The organism is Leucobacter alluvii, assembly GCF_039530485.1.
GTDB classification, from domain to species: Bacteria; Actinomycetota; Actinomycetes; order Actinomycetales; family Microbacteriaceae; genus Leucobacter; species Leucobacter alluvii.
Genome location: NZ_BAAAOP010000005.1, coordinates 224497 through 240980 on the forward strand (window position 1 = coordinate 224497; position 16484 = coordinate 240980).

The following is a 16484-nucleotide window of genomic DNA, read 5'->3' on the forward strand; positions in this document are numbered from 1 at the left end:
ATGAACATCGTGCTCGGAGTGACCGGCGGCATCGCCGCATACAAAGTCGTGCAGCTCGCCCGCACCCTGGTCGAGGACGGGCACGACGTGCATGTCGTTCCGACTGCAGAGGCGCTGCGCTTCGTCGGCAAGCCGACTTGGGAGGCGATCAGCCGGAACCCCGTCACCACCTCGGTGCACGACGACGTGCCGGAGGTGCGCCACGTCGGGCTCGGTCAGCGAGCCGACCTGATCGTCGTGGCTCCGGCGACGGCCAATACTCTCGCGCGGATGAGCGCCGGCCTCGCCGACGACCTGCTGGGCACCACCCTGCTCGCCACCCGTGCGCCGGTGCTGGTCGCCCCGGCGATGCACACCGAGATGTGGCAGCACCCAGCGACCCAGGACAACGTGGCGATCCTGCGATCGCGCGGCGTGCATTTCGTCGGCCCCGAATCGGGGCGGCTCACCGGCGCCGACACCGGTCCGGGGCGCATGAGCGAGCCGGAGACCATTGCCGAACGGGTGCGCGCGCTGCTCGAGAGCGAGGAACCGGAGACCGCGCAAGGCCACCCGGGCCAGGAGGTGCGGCCTGTCGACGAGACACGGCGGGCCGAGGACGCTGCAGCCGGCGACGTGCCGTTGGAGACCGCTGCTGCCGAGGCTCTCGACTCCGTTCGCGCGGACACGGGAGGCGCAGCGCGAGAGCCCGATCTCGCCGGGCTCCGCATCCTCGTGACGGCAGGCGGCACACGCGAACCGATCGATCCGGTGCGCTATCTCGGCAATCGATCGAGCGGGCGACAGGGGGTGGCGATCGCAGCTGCGGCGGCCGACCGCGGGGCGAAAGTGGTGCTCTTCGCGGCGAACATCGACTCCGCGGTGCTCTCCGAGGTGCAGGATCGCGCCGCCGTGCGCGTGGTACCCGTCGGCACGGCGGCCGAACTCGAACGCGCCGCACGAGCTGCCGCCGCCGGAGCCGAGGTCATCATCATGGCTGCAGCCGTCGCCGACTACCGCGTGGAGGACGTGGCGGAGCAGAAGATTCGCAAGGAGGACTCGGCCGGAGCGGTGCCGGTACTGCAACTCGTCGAGAATCCCGACATCCTGGTCGGGCTGGTGCACCAGCGACGGCCGGGCCAGGTGATCGTCGGATTCGCGGCTGAGACGGTGGAGCACGAGGACGAGCTGGTCGAACGCGGGCGGCGAAAGCTCGCGCGCAAGGGCGCGGACCTGCTCGCGGTGAACGCGGTGAGCTGGTCGGAGGGCTTCGAAGCGGGGGAGAACACGTTGCACGTGCTCTCGAGCGACGGTCGCCCGGCGACGGTGACGAGCGGCACGAAGCGGGTCGTCGCGGATGCGCTGCTCGACGTGGTGCGCGAGACCTTGGACTCCTGAGCCGTTCTCAGGTTCGTGCTGCCCGAGAACGACGCAGCCCCGAGATCCTGATCGGATCGCGGGGCTGCGTGGAGGAGCGGTGGATCAGCTGATGAAGCCGACCTTCCGACCGCCTTCGCCGCCGAGTTCGATGTACGTGATGGACTCGGTGTTGACGAGGTACTGATGACCCTTCACGTCGGAGAGGGTGACGAGGGCGGCGTCGTTCGCGATCGCTTCCTCGATCACGCCGCGCACGTCTGCCGCGCTCGAGTCCGTGTCGAACGCGAGTTCGCGGGGCGAATGCTTGATACCGATGCGGATTTCCACGGGGCCTCCTGAGTTCAGTGGCGCACGGCCACGGGTCGAATCGCTGTCGAGTCTACGGCCGCCGCGGGGCCCGGGGTCGTGCGGAGCCGTCGCGTTCGCCAGCAGCGCACGCGGGGCGGGGAGGGGGCGCGCGAGGCCCGCAGTGTCTGCGGCCGTCAGTAGGCTGACGATATGACCTCATTCGACTCGTCGCAGCTGCGTGCGCTCGCGCTCGACGTCGACGCGCACGCTCGGGTGATCGGTGCTCCGGGCAGTGGGAAAACGCTGGTGCTGGTCGAGACGTATCGGCGCGCACTCGACCTGCCCGGCTGGGGGGAGCAGGATGTGATCGCACTCGCACCCAATCGCCTCGCCGCCACCGACCTCCGCGGGCACATCGAGCGCGCCGTCGGACGCGCGATCGGCGGAACTCCCGTGCGCACGGCGGCGTCGCTCGGCTTCGCGGTGCTCTCGCGGGAACACGCGCTCGCGGGTGCCGACGCCCCGCGTCTGCTCACAGGTACGGTGCAAGACGAGCTCCTCGCAGATGTCATCTCCGAGGGGAGTGCCGCGGCTCTCGCGCGTTCGGTTGGCATCAGCGCTGACGTGCTCGGGACACCGGCCTTCCGCGCCGAGCTGCGTGACCTGTGGCGCGTGCTGGACGACTTCGACCGCTCGCCGACCGCGCTCGCCGCCGAGGTCGACGCGGCTCGTGCAGCTGCGGCGTCGCGCGCCGTGTCCGAGGGGCCGGGCGACGATCTCGCCGGGCTTTGGCGGGCGGCGCTCGCGCTGCTCGGCGCGGCCATGCGGCGAGCAGCGGCAGAGCGGCCGGGGGAGCTCAGCCCGAGTGCGATCCTTCGCGCGGCAAGTGCAGCGGTGCGCGATCACGGGGTGCGGTCGGACGCGGAGCCAGGCGACGGGTTCTCCGTGCCGCGACTCATCCTGGTGGACGACGCGCAAGAGCTCGGCGAGGGGGCTCTCGCGCTGCTCGCGGCGTGCGCCGCACGAGGCAGTCGCATCCGCGCGTTCGGCGATCCCGACATCGCGACGGGGGCCTTTCACGGTGAACGCACGGGCATACTCGCCGGAATCGTCCGAGAACTGGCCCGCCGCGAGCCCTCCGCTGCCGTCGGCGGCGCCGGTCGATTCGGCGGAGCACGTGAGACGCTCGTGACTCTGGAGACCGTGCACCGGCACGGCGCTCGGGTGCGTCAGCTCGTGCAGGGGCTGACGCGGCGCATCGGTGCGTCAGCGGCGGGTGCGCAACGGGAGGCAGCGGCAGCGCCGGGAACGCGAGGGGGCGGTGCAGACGACGACGCCGTGCAGTTCGCCCGCGTCGAGTCGGCGGCGGAGCAGCTCGGCGTCATCGCGCATCGCTTCCGCGCGCGGCATCTGGGCCTCGGCGGCCGCGAGCCGGCGGCCTGGAGTCAGATGGCCGTGATCTGCCGCAGTCGCGGTGAAGCCACGCGCGTGGCCCGCGCACTCGCCGTCCATCAGGTTCCCACGGGCGTCGCAGCCGGGGGAATCGTGCTGCGCGAGCACCGGATCGTGCGGGAACTGGTGCGGCTGCTCCAGCATGCCCTCGGCATCGAGCCCCTATCCGCGCAAGAGCTCCTGCACCTCGTCGGCGGCGCTGTCGGCGGCCTCGACCCGGTGGCCGTTCGCCGACTGCGCGGAGCCCTCGTCCTGCACGAGCGGCGAGAAGCCGCAGCTGCCGGGCGCGACCCGGTGAGCATCGACGAGCTCGTGGTCGAGGCGGTCGCGTTCCCGGGAACCACTCCGATGATCGACAGCGCAGGTGGCCGGGCTCTCCGCAAGATCGGCCTGATGCTGCAGGCGGCGCAGCGGGTGCGCGAGGGAGGCGGTACGCCGCGCGAGACGCTCTGGGCGATCTGGGACGGCGCGCGGCTCGCCTCGAGCTGGCAGGACGAGGCACTGTCGGGTCGCGGCGCGCGGGCCGACGAGGCGAGTCGCTCGCTCGACGCGGTGATGGGACTGTTCTTCGCGCTGCAGCGCCATGAAGAGCAGGACAGCGCGCAGCCGATCGCGGAGCTGCTCGAAGATCTCCTCGAAAGCGCCGTGCCCGAGGACTCGCTGGCCCGCAGGAGCCAACGATCGACGGTGACGGTGACGACGCCGCAGGGCGCGATCGGCCGGGAGTTCGACCTGGTCGCTGTGATCGGCGTGCAAGACGGTGCATGGCCCAATCTGCGTTCGCGCGGCTCGCTGGTCGGTGCGACGGCGCTCGAACGCTGGCTGCGCGGCGGTGCGCCGGAGCCGCCGGCGCGGCGCGACACGATGCACGACGAACTGCGGCTCTTCGCCCACAGCTGCGCGCGCGTTCGTCGGGAGCTGCTGGTCGTCGCGGTCGCCGATGAGCATCAGCACCCCAGCGCCTTCTTCGGCCTCGGCCGAGAATACGCCGTCGACTCGTTGCCGAGTGCCAGACTGACGCTGCGCGGTCAAGTCGCCGCGATGCGCCGCAGGGTGGTTCGCGACCCCGATGACACCGAGGCGGTGCGGGCACTCGTCGCACTCGCTGGCGCGCAGGTGCCCGGGGCCGACCCCGACGACTGGTACGGGGTCTTGCCGCCGAGCACGTCGGATCCGCTCGTCGATCTCGACGCTGACCCAGAGGCCCGGGTCAGCGTGAGCCCATCGCAACTCGAGCGCGCTGAGAACTGCCCGCTCGACTGGGTGGTGTCGAGCCTCGGAGGCGGCTCGGGCAGCGTCCAGGCGAGTCTCGGGACCCTGCTGCACCACGCGTTCGAAACGGCGACCGACTCCGATCCCGAGCAGCTCTTCGCGATCGTGAGCGAAGAATGGAGCAAGTTGCCCTTCGCCGCAGAGTGGGAAGCGGAGCGGACCCGGAAGCTCGCGCGCGCGATGAGCGCAGGCCTCGCCGAGTACCTGCGAGAGTTCGAAGGTTCTGACCGGACGCTCATCGGCCGGGAAGCGATGTTCACAGCGACGATCGACCGCGCTGTTCTCCGAGGCGTCGCCGATCGGCTCGAACAGCGAACGAATCGCGACGGCGACCGTGAGATCACCGTGCTCGATCTGAAGACAGGGCGTGTCCCCCCGAGCCAGGCCGCCGCCGAAGAGCACGCGCAGCTGCAGGCGTATCAGGTGGGCGTCGCGCTCGGCGCATTCGAGGGTCCGGCCCTCAACGCTGACGCGCCGGCTTCGAGCGATCAGGAGTCGGAGGCGTCCGCGCCCGGGCAGATCAGCGGAGGTGCGCGCCTGCTCTACGTGCATCCCGACGCCGTGAAAGGAGCGGGATTCATCGAACGAGTGCAGCAGCCCCTGTCAGACGAAGCGCGCGAAGCATTCGCCCAACGAGTCTCGGACGTGGCCCGCGTCATGGCGGCCGGAGCATTTACCGCTCGGGTGGAGCACCACTGCTCCGACCCGCATCAGCCGGGCAATTGCCGGTTGCACGTGATTCCTGCGGTGAGCCGCGCATGAGCGAGTCGAACCGCGATCCGCGGATGACGCGCGCGCTGTTCTCAGCCGCTCGCATCGCGGAGATTCTCGCCGTCCCACCGGCGGTGCCGCTCACTCCCACGCCGGAGCAGCGTTCGGTGATCGAGCACCCGCTCGGGGGCACGACGCTCGTCGTCGCCGGCGCCGGAAGCGGGAAGACCGAGACGATGGCGAACCGAGTGGTGTGGCTCGTCGCCAACGGACTCGCGGCGCCCGATGAGGTGCTGGGACTCACCTTCACCCGGAAAGCGGCCGGTGAGCTGCGCGAGCGCATCTCCGGGCGCCTGTTCACTTTCGCCGAGCGGCTCGGCGACGCCGCAGAGCGCGGCGTGCTCACCGCGGAGGAGCGCGAGCGCTCACGAGAGCTCCACGAGCTGCTCGCCGACGGTCTCGAGATCCCCGACGTCAGCACCTACAACGCGTTCGCCGCCGGCGTGCTGCAGGAATTCGGCATCGCCGCCGGGGTCGTTCCCGGAGCCGCCGTGATCGACACGGCGACCGCCTGGCGCATCGCCCGAGAGGTCCTCCTGTCGAGCAGCGACCCCGGTCTGGTCGAGAGCGAACTGCGCGTTCCCGAGCTGATCCGGCATATGCTCGCACTCGACCACGCCGTTTCCGACAACCTGACCTCACTCGACCGCGTCGATCGCATCGTCGAGGAATTCTCGCGGGTCCAGCATCTGCCCTACAACGAGAAGGAGATCGGCCGAGCGCCGAGCGGCAAGCAGTACGCGCCGGTGCGCGACGCCGTGGCGAGTCTCGCCGAGACGCCGCTCATCACCCGACTCGCGCGCGAATACGCGCAGGAGAAGCAGCGGCGCGGGGTGATCGAGTTCCCCGACCAGCTCGCGCTCGCAACAGCCGCGCTCGACGCGTCGCCCGCAGCGCGCCGGGTGCTCCGCCAACGCCACCGAGTCGTGCTGCTCGACGAGGTCCAAGACACCTCGGTGGGGCAAACCCGATTCCTCTCCCGCATCTTCGCGGGCGGTTCGGTGATGGCCGTGGGCGACCCGCATCAATCGATCTACGGCTGGAGAGGTGCTTCGGCCGAGGGCCTGCAGTCGTTCCACTCGGATTTCTCGGGTCGGCGCGAACCCTCGGACGGCTCCGCGGCGCCAGACCCGGCCGCCGCCGATGCAGGCGCAGCCTGGACGCAGCCAGCCACACTGACGCTCTCGACGAGCTGGCGCAATCCGGTCAGCGTGCTGGGCGCGGCGAATGCCATCGCCGCACCCCTCGCCGCCGAGTCGGCCGTCGATGTACCCCGGCTCGCCCCCCGGCCAGGCGCCCGCACCGGAAGCGTCGAGTGGTGTTACCCGGAGACCGTGCATGAAGAACGCCTCGCTGTCGCAGAGTGGGTGCGATCCGCCCGAGAGCAGCACCTCGAGGAGCACGGCGAGCTGCCGACAGCAGCGGTGATCTTCCGCACGCGAAGCCAGATGGCCGCGTTCGGGGCCGCCCTCGCCGACGCTGGGGTTCCGGCCCGCATCATCGGTCTGGGCGGGCTCCTCACCACTCCTGAGGTGACCGACGTCGTCAGCGCGCTCCGGTGCCTCTGGTACGCGGATGCCGGCGGAGACCTGATCCGGCTGCTCACCGGACCGCGGTTTCGCATCGGCGTCGCCGATGTCTCAGGTCTGCGAGATGCCGCGCGATGGTTCGGCGAGCGCGACATCGCCCAGCGCCCGCTCTCGCCGGAGGACCGGGCGCCCGACCGGGTGCTGCCCGATCCAGACCGGCAGTACACGTTGATCGATGCGCTCGATCAGATCGCCGGAATGCGCGACCTCCAGCATCGTGCGCTGGCGAACATCTCAGATGTTGGCCGGGAACGACTTCGCGAGGCCGGGCGCATGCTGGCCGGCCTGCGACAAGGGGTGGGCGGGAGCATTCCCGAGCTCATCGGCGCCGTCGTGCAGTCGCTGCGCATCGATATCGAACTCGACGCCAACGAGGCGAGGGACCTCGCCGGAAGCTCAGCCGCCCACGCGAACCTCGACGCCTTCACCGATCTCGTCGAAGGCTATCTCGCCGTGGATACGGAGGGGTCGCTGCCATCGCTCCTCGAATGGATCGAGCGTGCTCTCGAGGCCGATGAAGCCGCGGAGCACGTCGCCGAGCCCGCGCCGGGGACCGTGCAGCTGATCACGGCCCATGGTTCGAAGGGTCTCGAGTGGGACCTGGTGGTCGTCCCACGTCTCGTGGCAGGAGAATTCCCGGGGCAGGCGCGGGCGGGAGCCGGGTGGTTGCGCACGGGCCAGCTGCCGGACGAGCTCCGCGGCGATGCGGCGTCGCGTCCAGCCCTGAATTGGCGGATCGCGGCCACGCAGCAGGAGCTCCGCGACCGCATCGCCGAATATCGCTCAGCACTGCAAGCCCGCCATCAGGAGGAAGAACGGCGCCTGGCGTACGTGGCCGTCACGCGAGCGGCCGGTCGCGTACTGCTGAGCGGCTCGTTCTGGGGCGGTCAGCGTCGTCCCCGCTCACCTTCGGCCTATCTCGTGGAGCTGCAGGATGCGGGCGTCATCGGGGGGCTCCCCGAAGCGAGCGCGTTCGACGCCGACCCATCGGAGCGGGACGAACTGACGCTCGACTGGCCCCTCGACCCGCTGGGGGCGCGATCGAGCACCGTGCTGCACGCGGCAGAGGTCGTGCGGAGGGCGGTCACCGATGCGGCCGATCGCGGCGTGGCCGAGGGAGACGCTGAGGAGCCGCTGGACGAAGCCGTGCGCCTGCTGCTCGCAGAGCGCAGCGCGCTCGCGAACGGCACGGCGGGAACGGATGCGGTGATCGCGTCAGACGCTGACCTGCCCGAACGGCTCACCGCGTCGACGTTTCATGAGTTCGTCGAAGATCCCGTCGCCGCCGAACGGTCTCGGCTCCGGCCCGTGCCGCAGCGCCCGTACCGCCGCACGCGCGTCGGCAACCGGTTCCACGAATGGGTGGAACGGCGCGCGACCACCGCTCGCGGTACCGAGCTGCCGCTCGCAGGGCTTGCCGACATCGACTGGGTGGGAGTTCCAGCACCGGCTGAAGCCGGGTACGAAGCCGACCCGACCGCGGAGGCGGCCGAATTGGCGCCGCTGATCGAGCGCTTCGAGCGGTCGCGGTGGGCGGATCTGCAGCCGATCGCCGTCGAGCAGGAGGTGACGCTCCCGTTCGCCGGACGAACGCTGGTGTGCAAACTCGACGCCGTATACCGACTCGATGACGACCGATTCGAGATCGTCGACTGGAAATCGGGGCGAGCGCCGAAGAACGATGCGGAACGCGAATCGCGCTTCTTCCAACTCGACCTGTACCGGCATGCATACGCGCAGTGGGCGGGCATCGATGCCGATCGCGTCGACGTATCGCTGTTCTACGTGGCGGAGGGAGTGGAACTCACCGGACGCGAGCCGCGAAGCCTGCGTGCACTCGAGGAGATCTGGCAGGAGGCGGCAGGGACACTCAGCGGGCAGAGCCGCGAGGCAGATCGTCGTCCGAGAGGGGCTCCGTGAGCTGCTCTCCTCCGTCCGACGCCGGTCGCGCACTCGGCCGGTCTGCCGAATCCGGCCGAGGAGCATCGCCTGAGACATCGAGCGGATCGATCACATCGGTTTCCTCCGCATCGGGGGTCTCCGACGCGTCCGCCTCCGACGAACCGTCCTGGGCTCCATCCGAATCCGCGTCGAGCGGCTCGATGAAATCGGTGTCGACGCCGAACATGCGATCCTCGTCGAGCCCCTCGAACGCGGCGGTGTCCGACTGGGCGTCGGTGATCTCCGGAGTCTGATCGAGCAGCGCGATCACTTCCTCCGAGCTCAGCGGGGCCGCAGCGACTGCGGCCGTGAAGGCTGCGCCGAGTGCGCCGCCGCTGCCGACCATGCGATCGAGCATCGTGACCGCGTCGTCGATGATGGTCTGATCGTGCGTCTCGGTGCCGTGGAGCAGCCACCGCGCCACCTCCAGCTCGTGATAGAGAGCGGCACGAGCCCGCAGATGCGAGAGCGACTCGCTGTTGCGCGCCCGAGCGTAACGAGCGATCATCCCGTCCAGCACGTCAGGGCCCGCGGCGAGGAGCCAGGCGAGATCTGCTGCCGGGTCGCCGACCGAGCATTCCGACCACCCCAGAATGGCGGTGATCGCGCCCTCGTCGACTCTGATCAGCTCGGCGTCGAGCGAGCCGTGCACCATCGTGGGGGAGAAATCCCACAGGTCCGACGTCTCGAGCACGTGCGTCCACCGCCGCCGCACCGTCTCGGGGAGGAGGCGGGTCGCATCTGCCCGGTCGACGAGACGAGTCGCCAGCACGCGCAGATCCTGCGCAGAACGAACCGGGAGGCCGCCGTGCTGTGCGACGGTGAGCGGGAGTTCGTGGATGGCGGCGATCGCCTCGGCCAGCGGCTGGAGCAGGATCGCGTCGTGCGTCAGATCGTCCGCCTCGAAACGCGCCCCGTCCAGGAACGACGTCACGACCGCGCGAGTCTCTCCGGCGCGAGTCATCCCGAGAGCCGTCGGCACGGCGAAGGGGAGACGGCTCCTCGGACCCTCCGTAAGCGCGGCGAGCCCCAGCAGTTCCGCCGATTGCTGCACCTCGGCCTGATGGGTGCGCGGCACGCGCACGAGCAGTTCGTCATCCTCCGTGGCGATGATCGCGGAGACGAATGCATCGTCGCTCTCGTGTTCGCGCACTCCGAACACGACGAGGCCCGGCACCGCGGAGGTCGAGAGCGCGGCTAAGGTGAAAGGGATGCTGGCCATGTACTCAGGGTATGCATGCGCGTCGACTCGGTCGATTCGCCACGCGCACTGAGCGACAGCCCGCCGGCAACTCCAAGCAGCGACGCGTCCGGGCGTCAGCCTCGGCGCGATTGAACAGGGGAACACATGACCTCGAACCCGGCCAGGCCACCACTCGCGGGCGGCGCGCTCGATCGCGACGCTGCGACCCGCATGAGCCAGGAACTCCTGGGCGAAGCGTGGCGAGACCCCTCGGCCAAGATGCTCCGCATCCGTGGCGTGGAGATCCCGGTGCGCGTCGAGGGCGCTGCGGCTCGGCTCGCGTGGCAGCCGACGACCGGCGAGCCGCGCGCGGCGGTGGTCGAAGATCCGGAAGGCGCGAGCGCCGCAGATCCGTCGCAGTCGAGCCTCGATGCGCGCGGGGTGACGGACGTGTTCCTGGGGCGCATCGACGGCGCCCCCGTGTTCGCGAGGGCGATACCTGTCGCGGGCGAGGATCCGGGCACCGATGCGCGCACCGTGGAGAACGAGGGAGCCGGCGCAGAGGCCGAGCCGGGCGATGAGCTCTGGGTCCACCCCTTCCAAGTCGGTGCTCGCCTCACCGAGGCCGAACGAGAAGCGGTCGGCGTCGCCTCGGCACTGCTGAGGTGGCACGAGAGCGCAAGCTACTCGCCGCGAGACGGCGATCGCACTGCAGCGACTCAGGGCGGGTGGGCCCGTCTCGACGCGCGAGGCGGAGAGCACTTCCCTCGAACCGACCCGGCGGTGATCGTGCTGATCGAGCACGAGAACCGCGTGCTCCTCGGTTCGAATGCGCTCTGGGAACCGGGTCGCTTCTCGCTGCTCGCGGGTTTCGTCGAAGCCGGTGAATCGCTCGAGCAGGCCGTCCAGCGCGAGGTCTTCGAGGAGTCCGGCGTGCGGCTGGGCGACATCGCCTACGTGACGTCTCAGCCCTGGCCGTTCCCGCGTTCGCTGATGCTCGGGTTCCGGGCGCGGCTGGCGGCGGGGGTCGATCCGGAAGCGCTGGTTCCCGATCCGACGGAGATATCGGAACTGCGGTGGTTCACGCGCGACGAGCTCCGCGAGCCCGCCGAGGATCTCACGCTGCCGATGCCGCTTTCGATCGCGCGGTGGATGATCGACCGATGGGTCGCCGAGGACGTCGCCGAGGACGCGGTCGAACCGGTCGATTCAGCCACGGCATCGTGAGCTCAGACGCCGAGGCGATTCTGTCGGCTCTCGATCCCGAGCAGCGCGAGATCGCGGAGAGCCTGCGCGGTCCCGTGGCCGTGCTCGCCGGTGCGGGAACGGGGAAGACGCGCGCCATCACCCACCGCATCGCGTACGGGGTGCGCACCGGGGTGTACGACCCGGAACGGGTACTCGCCGTGACGTTCACGCGGAAGGCTGCGGGAGAACTGCAGGGCCGCCTGCGGGCGCTGGGTGCTGACGGCGTGCGCGCGCAGACGTTCCACGGGGCCGCGCTCGCGCAGTTGAACCACTTCTGGCCGCAGCTCGTCGGCGGTGCCGCGCCGAAGATGCTCCCTGGCAAGGTGGCGGCGATCTCGCAGGCGGTCGAGTCGCTCGGGCTCAGGCTCGGAGGCGAGGCGCTGCGCGACGCCGCAGCGGAGATCGAATGGCGCAAGACCCGCATGCTGAGCATCGACGCCTACGCGGATCAGGTCGAGCGTCGACCCATCCCGCAGGGGCTCACGCCGGAGCGCCTCGTGGACCTGCAGCGGGCGTACACCGCGCTGCTCGAGGAGCGGAGGCAGATCGACTTCGAAGACGTCCTCGTGCTGATGACCGGCATGCTCGAGACCGAGCCCCTCGCGGCCCTCCAAGTGCGGGAACGCTATCGGTTCTTCACCGTCGACGAGTACCAGGATGTCTCGCCGCTGCAGCACTCGCTGTTGCGCATGTGGCTCGGGGATCGGGACGATCTCTGCGTCGTCGGTGATGCGAGCCAGACCATCTACTCCTTCGCGGGGGCCTCGAGCTCGTACCTGCTGCGATTCGGTGCGGAGTATCCGCGGGCGCGCGAGATCCGACTCGAGCGCAACTACCGCTCCACCGAACCCGTCGTCCGCATCTCCAACAGGCTGATGCGGGATCGGCCCGGCGCCCTCACGCTCCGGGCAGCACGCGCGGACGCGACTGCCGCTTCGGCGGCAGCGCCCACGTTCGAGTGGTTCGCCTCGGATCACGACGAAGCCGCGGCCGTTGCGGACTCCATCGCGGCGGCGGTGCGCGCGGGAACCCCGGCGTCCGAGGTCGCGATCCTGTACCGCACCAACGCGCAGTCGGCGCGCTTCGAGGAGGCGCTCAGGCAGCGCGGGCTGAGCGCTCGCGTGCACGGCGCGCAGCGGTTCTTCGAGCGCGCCGATGTGCGGCAAGCCGTGATGCTCATCCGCGGCGAGGCGAAGGTCGCGGACACGCGCCCCCTGTTTCAGATCGTCAGCGACGTGCTGCGTGCCGGGGGATGGTCGGCGAAGGCGCCGGAGGGCGCGGCGCAGCGCGAGAAGTGGGAAGCGCTCGGCGCGCTCCTCGGCCTCGTCGACGAGATGCCGCCCGGAACCGGCATCCGTGAGTTCAGCGAGGAGTTGCTCGCGCGGCAGCGCACGCAGCACGAGCCGACCCTCGACGCGGTGACCCTCAGCGCGATCCACGCCGCGAAGGGGCTCGAATGGTCGATGGTGCACGTCGTCGGGCTCAGTGAGGGGCTGCTGCCGATCACGCACGCCACCGACGAGGCTGCGATCGACGAGGAGCGCCGGCTCTGCTACGTGGCGTTCACCCGCGCGAGAGACATGCTCCGGCTCTCCGGGGTCGCGGGCGGGGGGCGTACCGCGCGGCAGCCCTCACGCTTCATCAGCGAGGCGGGGATGATCGCCGCCGGCACGTGAGCCGTCGTCATCGAGTGACGGCGGCCCGCAGGCGCAGTCGAGGTGCGGTTCGACCTGCTCCACTCGCGGCGCGGGGATCGAGAGCGCTCGTGAAACCGGCAGGACGATGCGGGTGCGATGCGCGGCCGAGTCGCCGGCGCTCCAGGCGCGGATGAGGCCGGCGGCGTACGCTCCGGCGAGCACGGCGGCGTCGCGTCGTTCGCTTGCGACTGCTGCTCCGGCGAGCTGTGCCGCCAGGGCCGCGGTCGCGGCATCGCGTTCGACTCGCGCGAGCGATATGCAGGTGTGGCATGGCCGGCCGTCGGCGTCGATGATCGGCCCCACGTGCACCGCCCCATCGGTGAACCTGATGAGCAGGTGCGGAACCCCCTCCATCAGCCAGCGCTGCGCGCGCTCGAGCGGCTCCCAGTAGCGCTCCACGAACACGACGAGATCGATGTCTCCGGATGCAGACGACTCATTGCGAGCTGGGAACCGACACACCCCGCTCTCGAGGAGGGCTTCGCGCAGCGCCGCCACCGGGCGTCCGCCGTCGCACATCTGCGCGGTCAACGGCGCCGCGGCCTCAGTCGCATTCGCGGCGCGCTGCGCGAGCAATGCGGGCCCGAGCTGTGCGACGGCGGCTCGCGCCTCACCGAGTGTCACTCCGGCTCGGCGCGCCTCGTCTGGCAGGCGGTCCGTATCCACTCCACGACGCAGTACGCCGATGAAGCGCTGCACTCCAGCCGTCGGGCGTCGCACGCGTGCGATGGCGTGCTCGAAACCCACCCTGAGGGTGTCCGGGTCCTCCCAGCAGATCGGGAGCGAGGGGTCGAGTCGTGTCAGCAGGGGATCCATGGGAGCAGTGTGCACGCTCGAATCCCCGTTCGTGCGATATCCACAGGCTCATCCGCTCGAGCGCGCCGATGCCGTTTCACTCACACCTGTGAGCGGCGTTGCATCGTGGTTGCCTGTTCAGTCCTGACGATCTCCCGCGTCGCCCTCGTGCGGGGGCAACTCGCCGTCGAGCAGCTGAGCGATCGCTGCGTCGAATTCATCGGCTTCGGCGTCGGGCGTCGCACCGGCCAGGCCGAGGCGTTCGAGCAGCCGAGCGGGATGGTCCAGTTCTTCTGACGAGGGCAGCAGATCGGGATGCGCCCAGAGCCCGTCGCGGGTCGCGACATCGCTCCGCTCGCCGACGAGCCGCCACAGCGCCGCTGCCTCGCGCAACCGACGCGGGCGGAGCTCGAGCCCGGCGAGCGCAGCGAACGCGTGCTCCGCCGGTCCGCCGGTGGCGCGGCGGCGGCGCACCATCTCCGCCACCGCGTCGGCCCCCGGGATCCGCTTGGCGGCGTCCGCCGTCACCACGTCCACCCAGCCCTCGATCAGCGCGAGCATCGTCTCGAGCCGTGCGTGCGCGGCCTCCTGCGCCTCCGTCTTCGGCGGTATCAGCGCGCCGTTCGAGATGATCTCCTGGATCTGCTCGGGGTGCTGCGGGTCGATATCCCGGGCGAGCTCCTCGATGCGTCCGGTATCGATGCTGATGCCGCGAGCGTAATCGCCGATCGCGGTGAGGAGATGCAGCCTCAGCCACTTCGAGTGGCGGAAGAGCCGGGCGTGGGCGAGCTCCCTGATCGCGAGGTAGAGCGTCACCGTCTCGGGATCCTGATCGAGGCCCTCGGCGAACGCAGCAACCCCTGCCGGGAGCAGCGCCCCGCCCTCGCGCCCCGCACCGGACAGCAGCGGGATCCCGATGTCTCCAGCCGACACGACCTCGCCGGAGAGACGACCGACGATCGTTCCGAGCTGCACGGCGAAGAGCGCGCCGCCCACACTGCGCAGCATCGGGGTGGCTCCCTGCAGTGCCGTCCCGAGCTCCTCCGGCATCTGGCTCTCGAGCGCGCTCATCAGGGCGCGCGTGATCGACTCGGCCACCGGCTCGGCCAGCCCGACCCAGGTGTCGATCGACTGCTGCACCCACTCGATGCGAGACAACGTCTTCGGTGCGTCGGGAGTCGGCCCCAGCTCGGTCGCCTCGTCCAGCCAGAGTGCCGCGACGGGAAACGCCCTGAGGGCAGCTGCAGGATCAGCCGAACCGCTGTCGCCAGAGGCGACCTCGATCGCGGTCTTCCGCGCGACCGACCAGTCGATCTCGGCCGAGGGATTCTGCATGGCGCCCTGAAGCGTGCCGAACAGGCCCTGGAGGGCCTGGGGGTCGACGTTGATGCCCGCCGCCTTCGCGAACTGCTCGGGATCGAACCCGTTCGCCGGCGAACCGCCGGTGCCCGACAGCATGTCGCGCAGAATGCGTTGCAGCTCTTCGAAATCGCCACCGGAATCGGGGCGCTCAGCGCCGTCGTGGTCGTTCGCGCTCATTGCCGCTCCTTCGTCGTTGCTTCACGAATAACGCTACGGCACGGTGCTCAGATGCGCCTGCTAGATTGACCGACGCTCGGCGATTCCCATTGCGCCGACTGCGAACAGGCGCGGGGTGCACGAGGAGAGCATTGGGTCAGCACATCGGCAGGACACGTTCGGACGTCGAGTACGAGGCGGACGCGGGCCGAGGGCGGCGTCGCGGCCTCTGGATCGTCGGCGCACTCGCGATTCCGGTGCTGCTCGCAGGAGCGATCCCCTCGCCGTACGTCATCGAGCGACCCGGCCCCGTGGTCGACACGCTCGGCGATGTCACCGTGGACGATGCCACGGAGCCCGTCGTCTCGTTCCCCGACGCTCAGACGTATCCGACGAGCGGCACGCTGAACCTGCTCACCGTGCAGATCCTCGGAGACCCTGACCGGCGACGCAGCTGGCTCTCGCTCCTGCCCGCGGTCGTCGACCCGTCGCAGCGCATCGCGCCGCTCAGCGACTTCTTCCGCGACGGAGAGACCTCCGATGATCGCGATGCGCAGAACACGGCGCTCATGGCGAGCTCGCAGACGCTCGCCGCCGCGGCGGCTTTCCGCGAGGTCGGCAACGACGTCGACGTCGTGCTCAGCGTCGCAGAGGTCGCGGGCGGCAGCGCGGCGGACGGCGTGCTCGAGCCGGGAGACCGTCTCGTCGCGCTCGACGGCGAGCCCATCGAGAGTTTCGCGATGCTTCGCGAACGAACCATCGCAACCGGAGGCGACGAGCCGCTGCGGGTCGGCATCGAGCGCGACGGGGAACCGGTCGATGTCGAGCTCACCCCGACCATCCCGGACGGGGCGACGGAACCGCTGATCGGGGCCACCGTCGCGACGGATTTCGAGCTCCCGAGCGAGGTGGAGATCCAGCTCGAGGACATCGGCGGCCCGAGCGCCGGCATGGCCTTCTCGCTCGCCATGTACGATCGGCTGACCCCGGGGGAGATGCTCGACGGGATGACCGTCAGCGGCACAGGGACGATGGCCGATACCGGAGAGGTCGGGCCCATCGGCGGGCTCGAGCAGAAGATGTGGGCGGCGGCTCGAGCGGAGAGCGACCTCTTTCTCATGCCCCTCGGCAACTGCGCCGATGTTCCCGAGCGGATACCCGACGGATTGAGGGTCGCGCCGGTCGCGACCCTCACCGAGGCGATCGACGCGATAGAAACCGCCGCTTCAGGCGACACCCCCGCCGGGTTGGAGCGCTGCGGAGCCGAGATTTCAGCTCGGTCTCAATCGTCGTAGATGCCGATACCGCCCCCGGGTTTTACCAGCGCAGCCCGGTAGGGTGAAGTGACCCACCCCGCCCAGCACCATCGCG

At 70.2% G+C, this 16484-nt stretch carries 10 protein-coding genes; 6 read left to right on the forward strand and 4 right to left on the reverse strand.

From position 1 onward, the window contains the following. Entirely contained in the window at nt 1-1377 is a 1377-nt protein-coding gene (locus tag ABFX18_RS05610; protein ID WP_346057679.1) for a bifunctional phosphopantothenoylcysteine decarboxylase/phosphopantothenate synthase, read from the forward strand. An 84-nt stretch (nt 1378-1461) separates the two neighbouring features. Here ABFX18_RS05610 and ABFX18_RS05615 read toward each other — a convergent pair whose 3' ends face one another. Further along, nucleotides 1462-1686 (reverse strand): DUF3107 family protein, encoded by a 225-nt coding sequence (locus tag ABFX18_RS05615; RefSeq protein WP_090148145.1) that lies wholly within the window; start codon nt 1684-1686, stop codon nt 1462-1464. A 171-nt stretch (nt 1687-1857) separates the two neighbouring features. Between ABFX18_RS05615 and ABFX18_RS05620 the strand changes: the two genes are divergently transcribed. Beyond that, nucleotides 1858-5133, forward strand: a complete 3276-nt coding sequence (locus tag ABFX18_RS05620) for a PD-(D/E)XK nuclease family protein (protein ID WP_346057680.1) — start codon at nt 1858-1860, stop codon at nt 5131-5133. Further along, nucleotides 5130-8651: an ATP-dependent helicase gene (locus ABFX18_RS05625; protein WP_346057681.1), complete on the forward strand. Its 3522-nt coding sequence runs from the start codon at nt 5130-5132 to the stop codon at nt 8649-8651. Before ABFX18_RS05620 ends, ABFX18_RS05625 begins: the two co-directional genes overlap by 4 nt. On the opposite strand, the gene ABFX18_RS05630 is transcribed toward ABFX18_RS05625, so the two are convergent. Next, nucleotides 8602-9894, reverse strand: a complete 1293-nt coding sequence (locus ABFX18_RS05630; protein ID WP_346057682.1) for a phosphotransferase — start codon at nt 9892-9894, stop codon at nt 8602-8604. The two genes, ABFX18_RS05625 and ABFX18_RS05630, sit on opposite strands and share 50 nt — an antisense overlap. Nucleotides 9895-10020: 126 nt before the next feature. Between ABFX18_RS05630 and nudC the strand changes: the two genes are divergently transcribed. Continuing rightward, the gene (gene nudC, locus ABFX18_RS05635; protein ID WP_346057683.1) at nt 10021-11082 is read left to right on the forward strand and encodes an NAD(+) diphosphatase; all 1062 of its coding nucleotides are present in this window, start codon (nt 10021-10023) and stop codon (nt 11080-11082) included. Next, nucleotides 11079-12779: an ATP-dependent helicase gene (locus tag ABFX18_RS05640; protein WP_346057684.1), complete on the forward strand. Its 1701-nt coding sequence runs from the start codon at nt 11079-11081 to the stop codon at nt 12777-12779. The genes nudC and ABFX18_RS05640 overlap by 4 nt, the downstream gene beginning before the upstream one ends. On the opposite strand, the gene ABFX18_RS05645 is transcribed toward ABFX18_RS05640, so the two are convergent. Together ABFX18_RS05645 and ABFX18_RS05650 are read right to left on the reverse strand one after the other, a co-directional pair. Continuing rightward, nucleotides 12735-13616 carry a hypothetical protein gene (locus ABFX18_RS05645; RefSeq protein ID WP_346057685.1) on the reverse strand — a complete coding sequence of 294 codons (882 nt, stop codon included), beginning with the start codon at nt 13614-13616 and terminating at the stop codon, nt 12735-12737. The genes ABFX18_RS05640 and ABFX18_RS05645 overlap by 45 nt on opposite strands. A gap of 117 nt (nt 13617-13733) precedes the next feature. After that, on the reverse strand, nt 13734-15134 hold the full coding sequence (locus tag ABFX18_RS05650) for a zinc-dependent metalloprotease (RefSeq protein WP_346057686.1): 1401 nt from the start codon (nt 15132-15134) through the stop codon (nt 13734-13736). Nucleotides 15135-15265: 131 nt separating this feature from the next. Between ABFX18_RS05650 and ABFX18_RS05655 the strand changes: the two genes are divergently transcribed. Then, a complete protein-coding gene (locus ABFX18_RS05655) occupies nt 15266-16408 on the forward strand; it encodes a YlbL family protein (RefSeq protein ID WP_346057687.1) in 1143 nt (380 codons plus the stop codon). Nucleotides 16409-16484 lie beyond the last annotated feature (76 nt).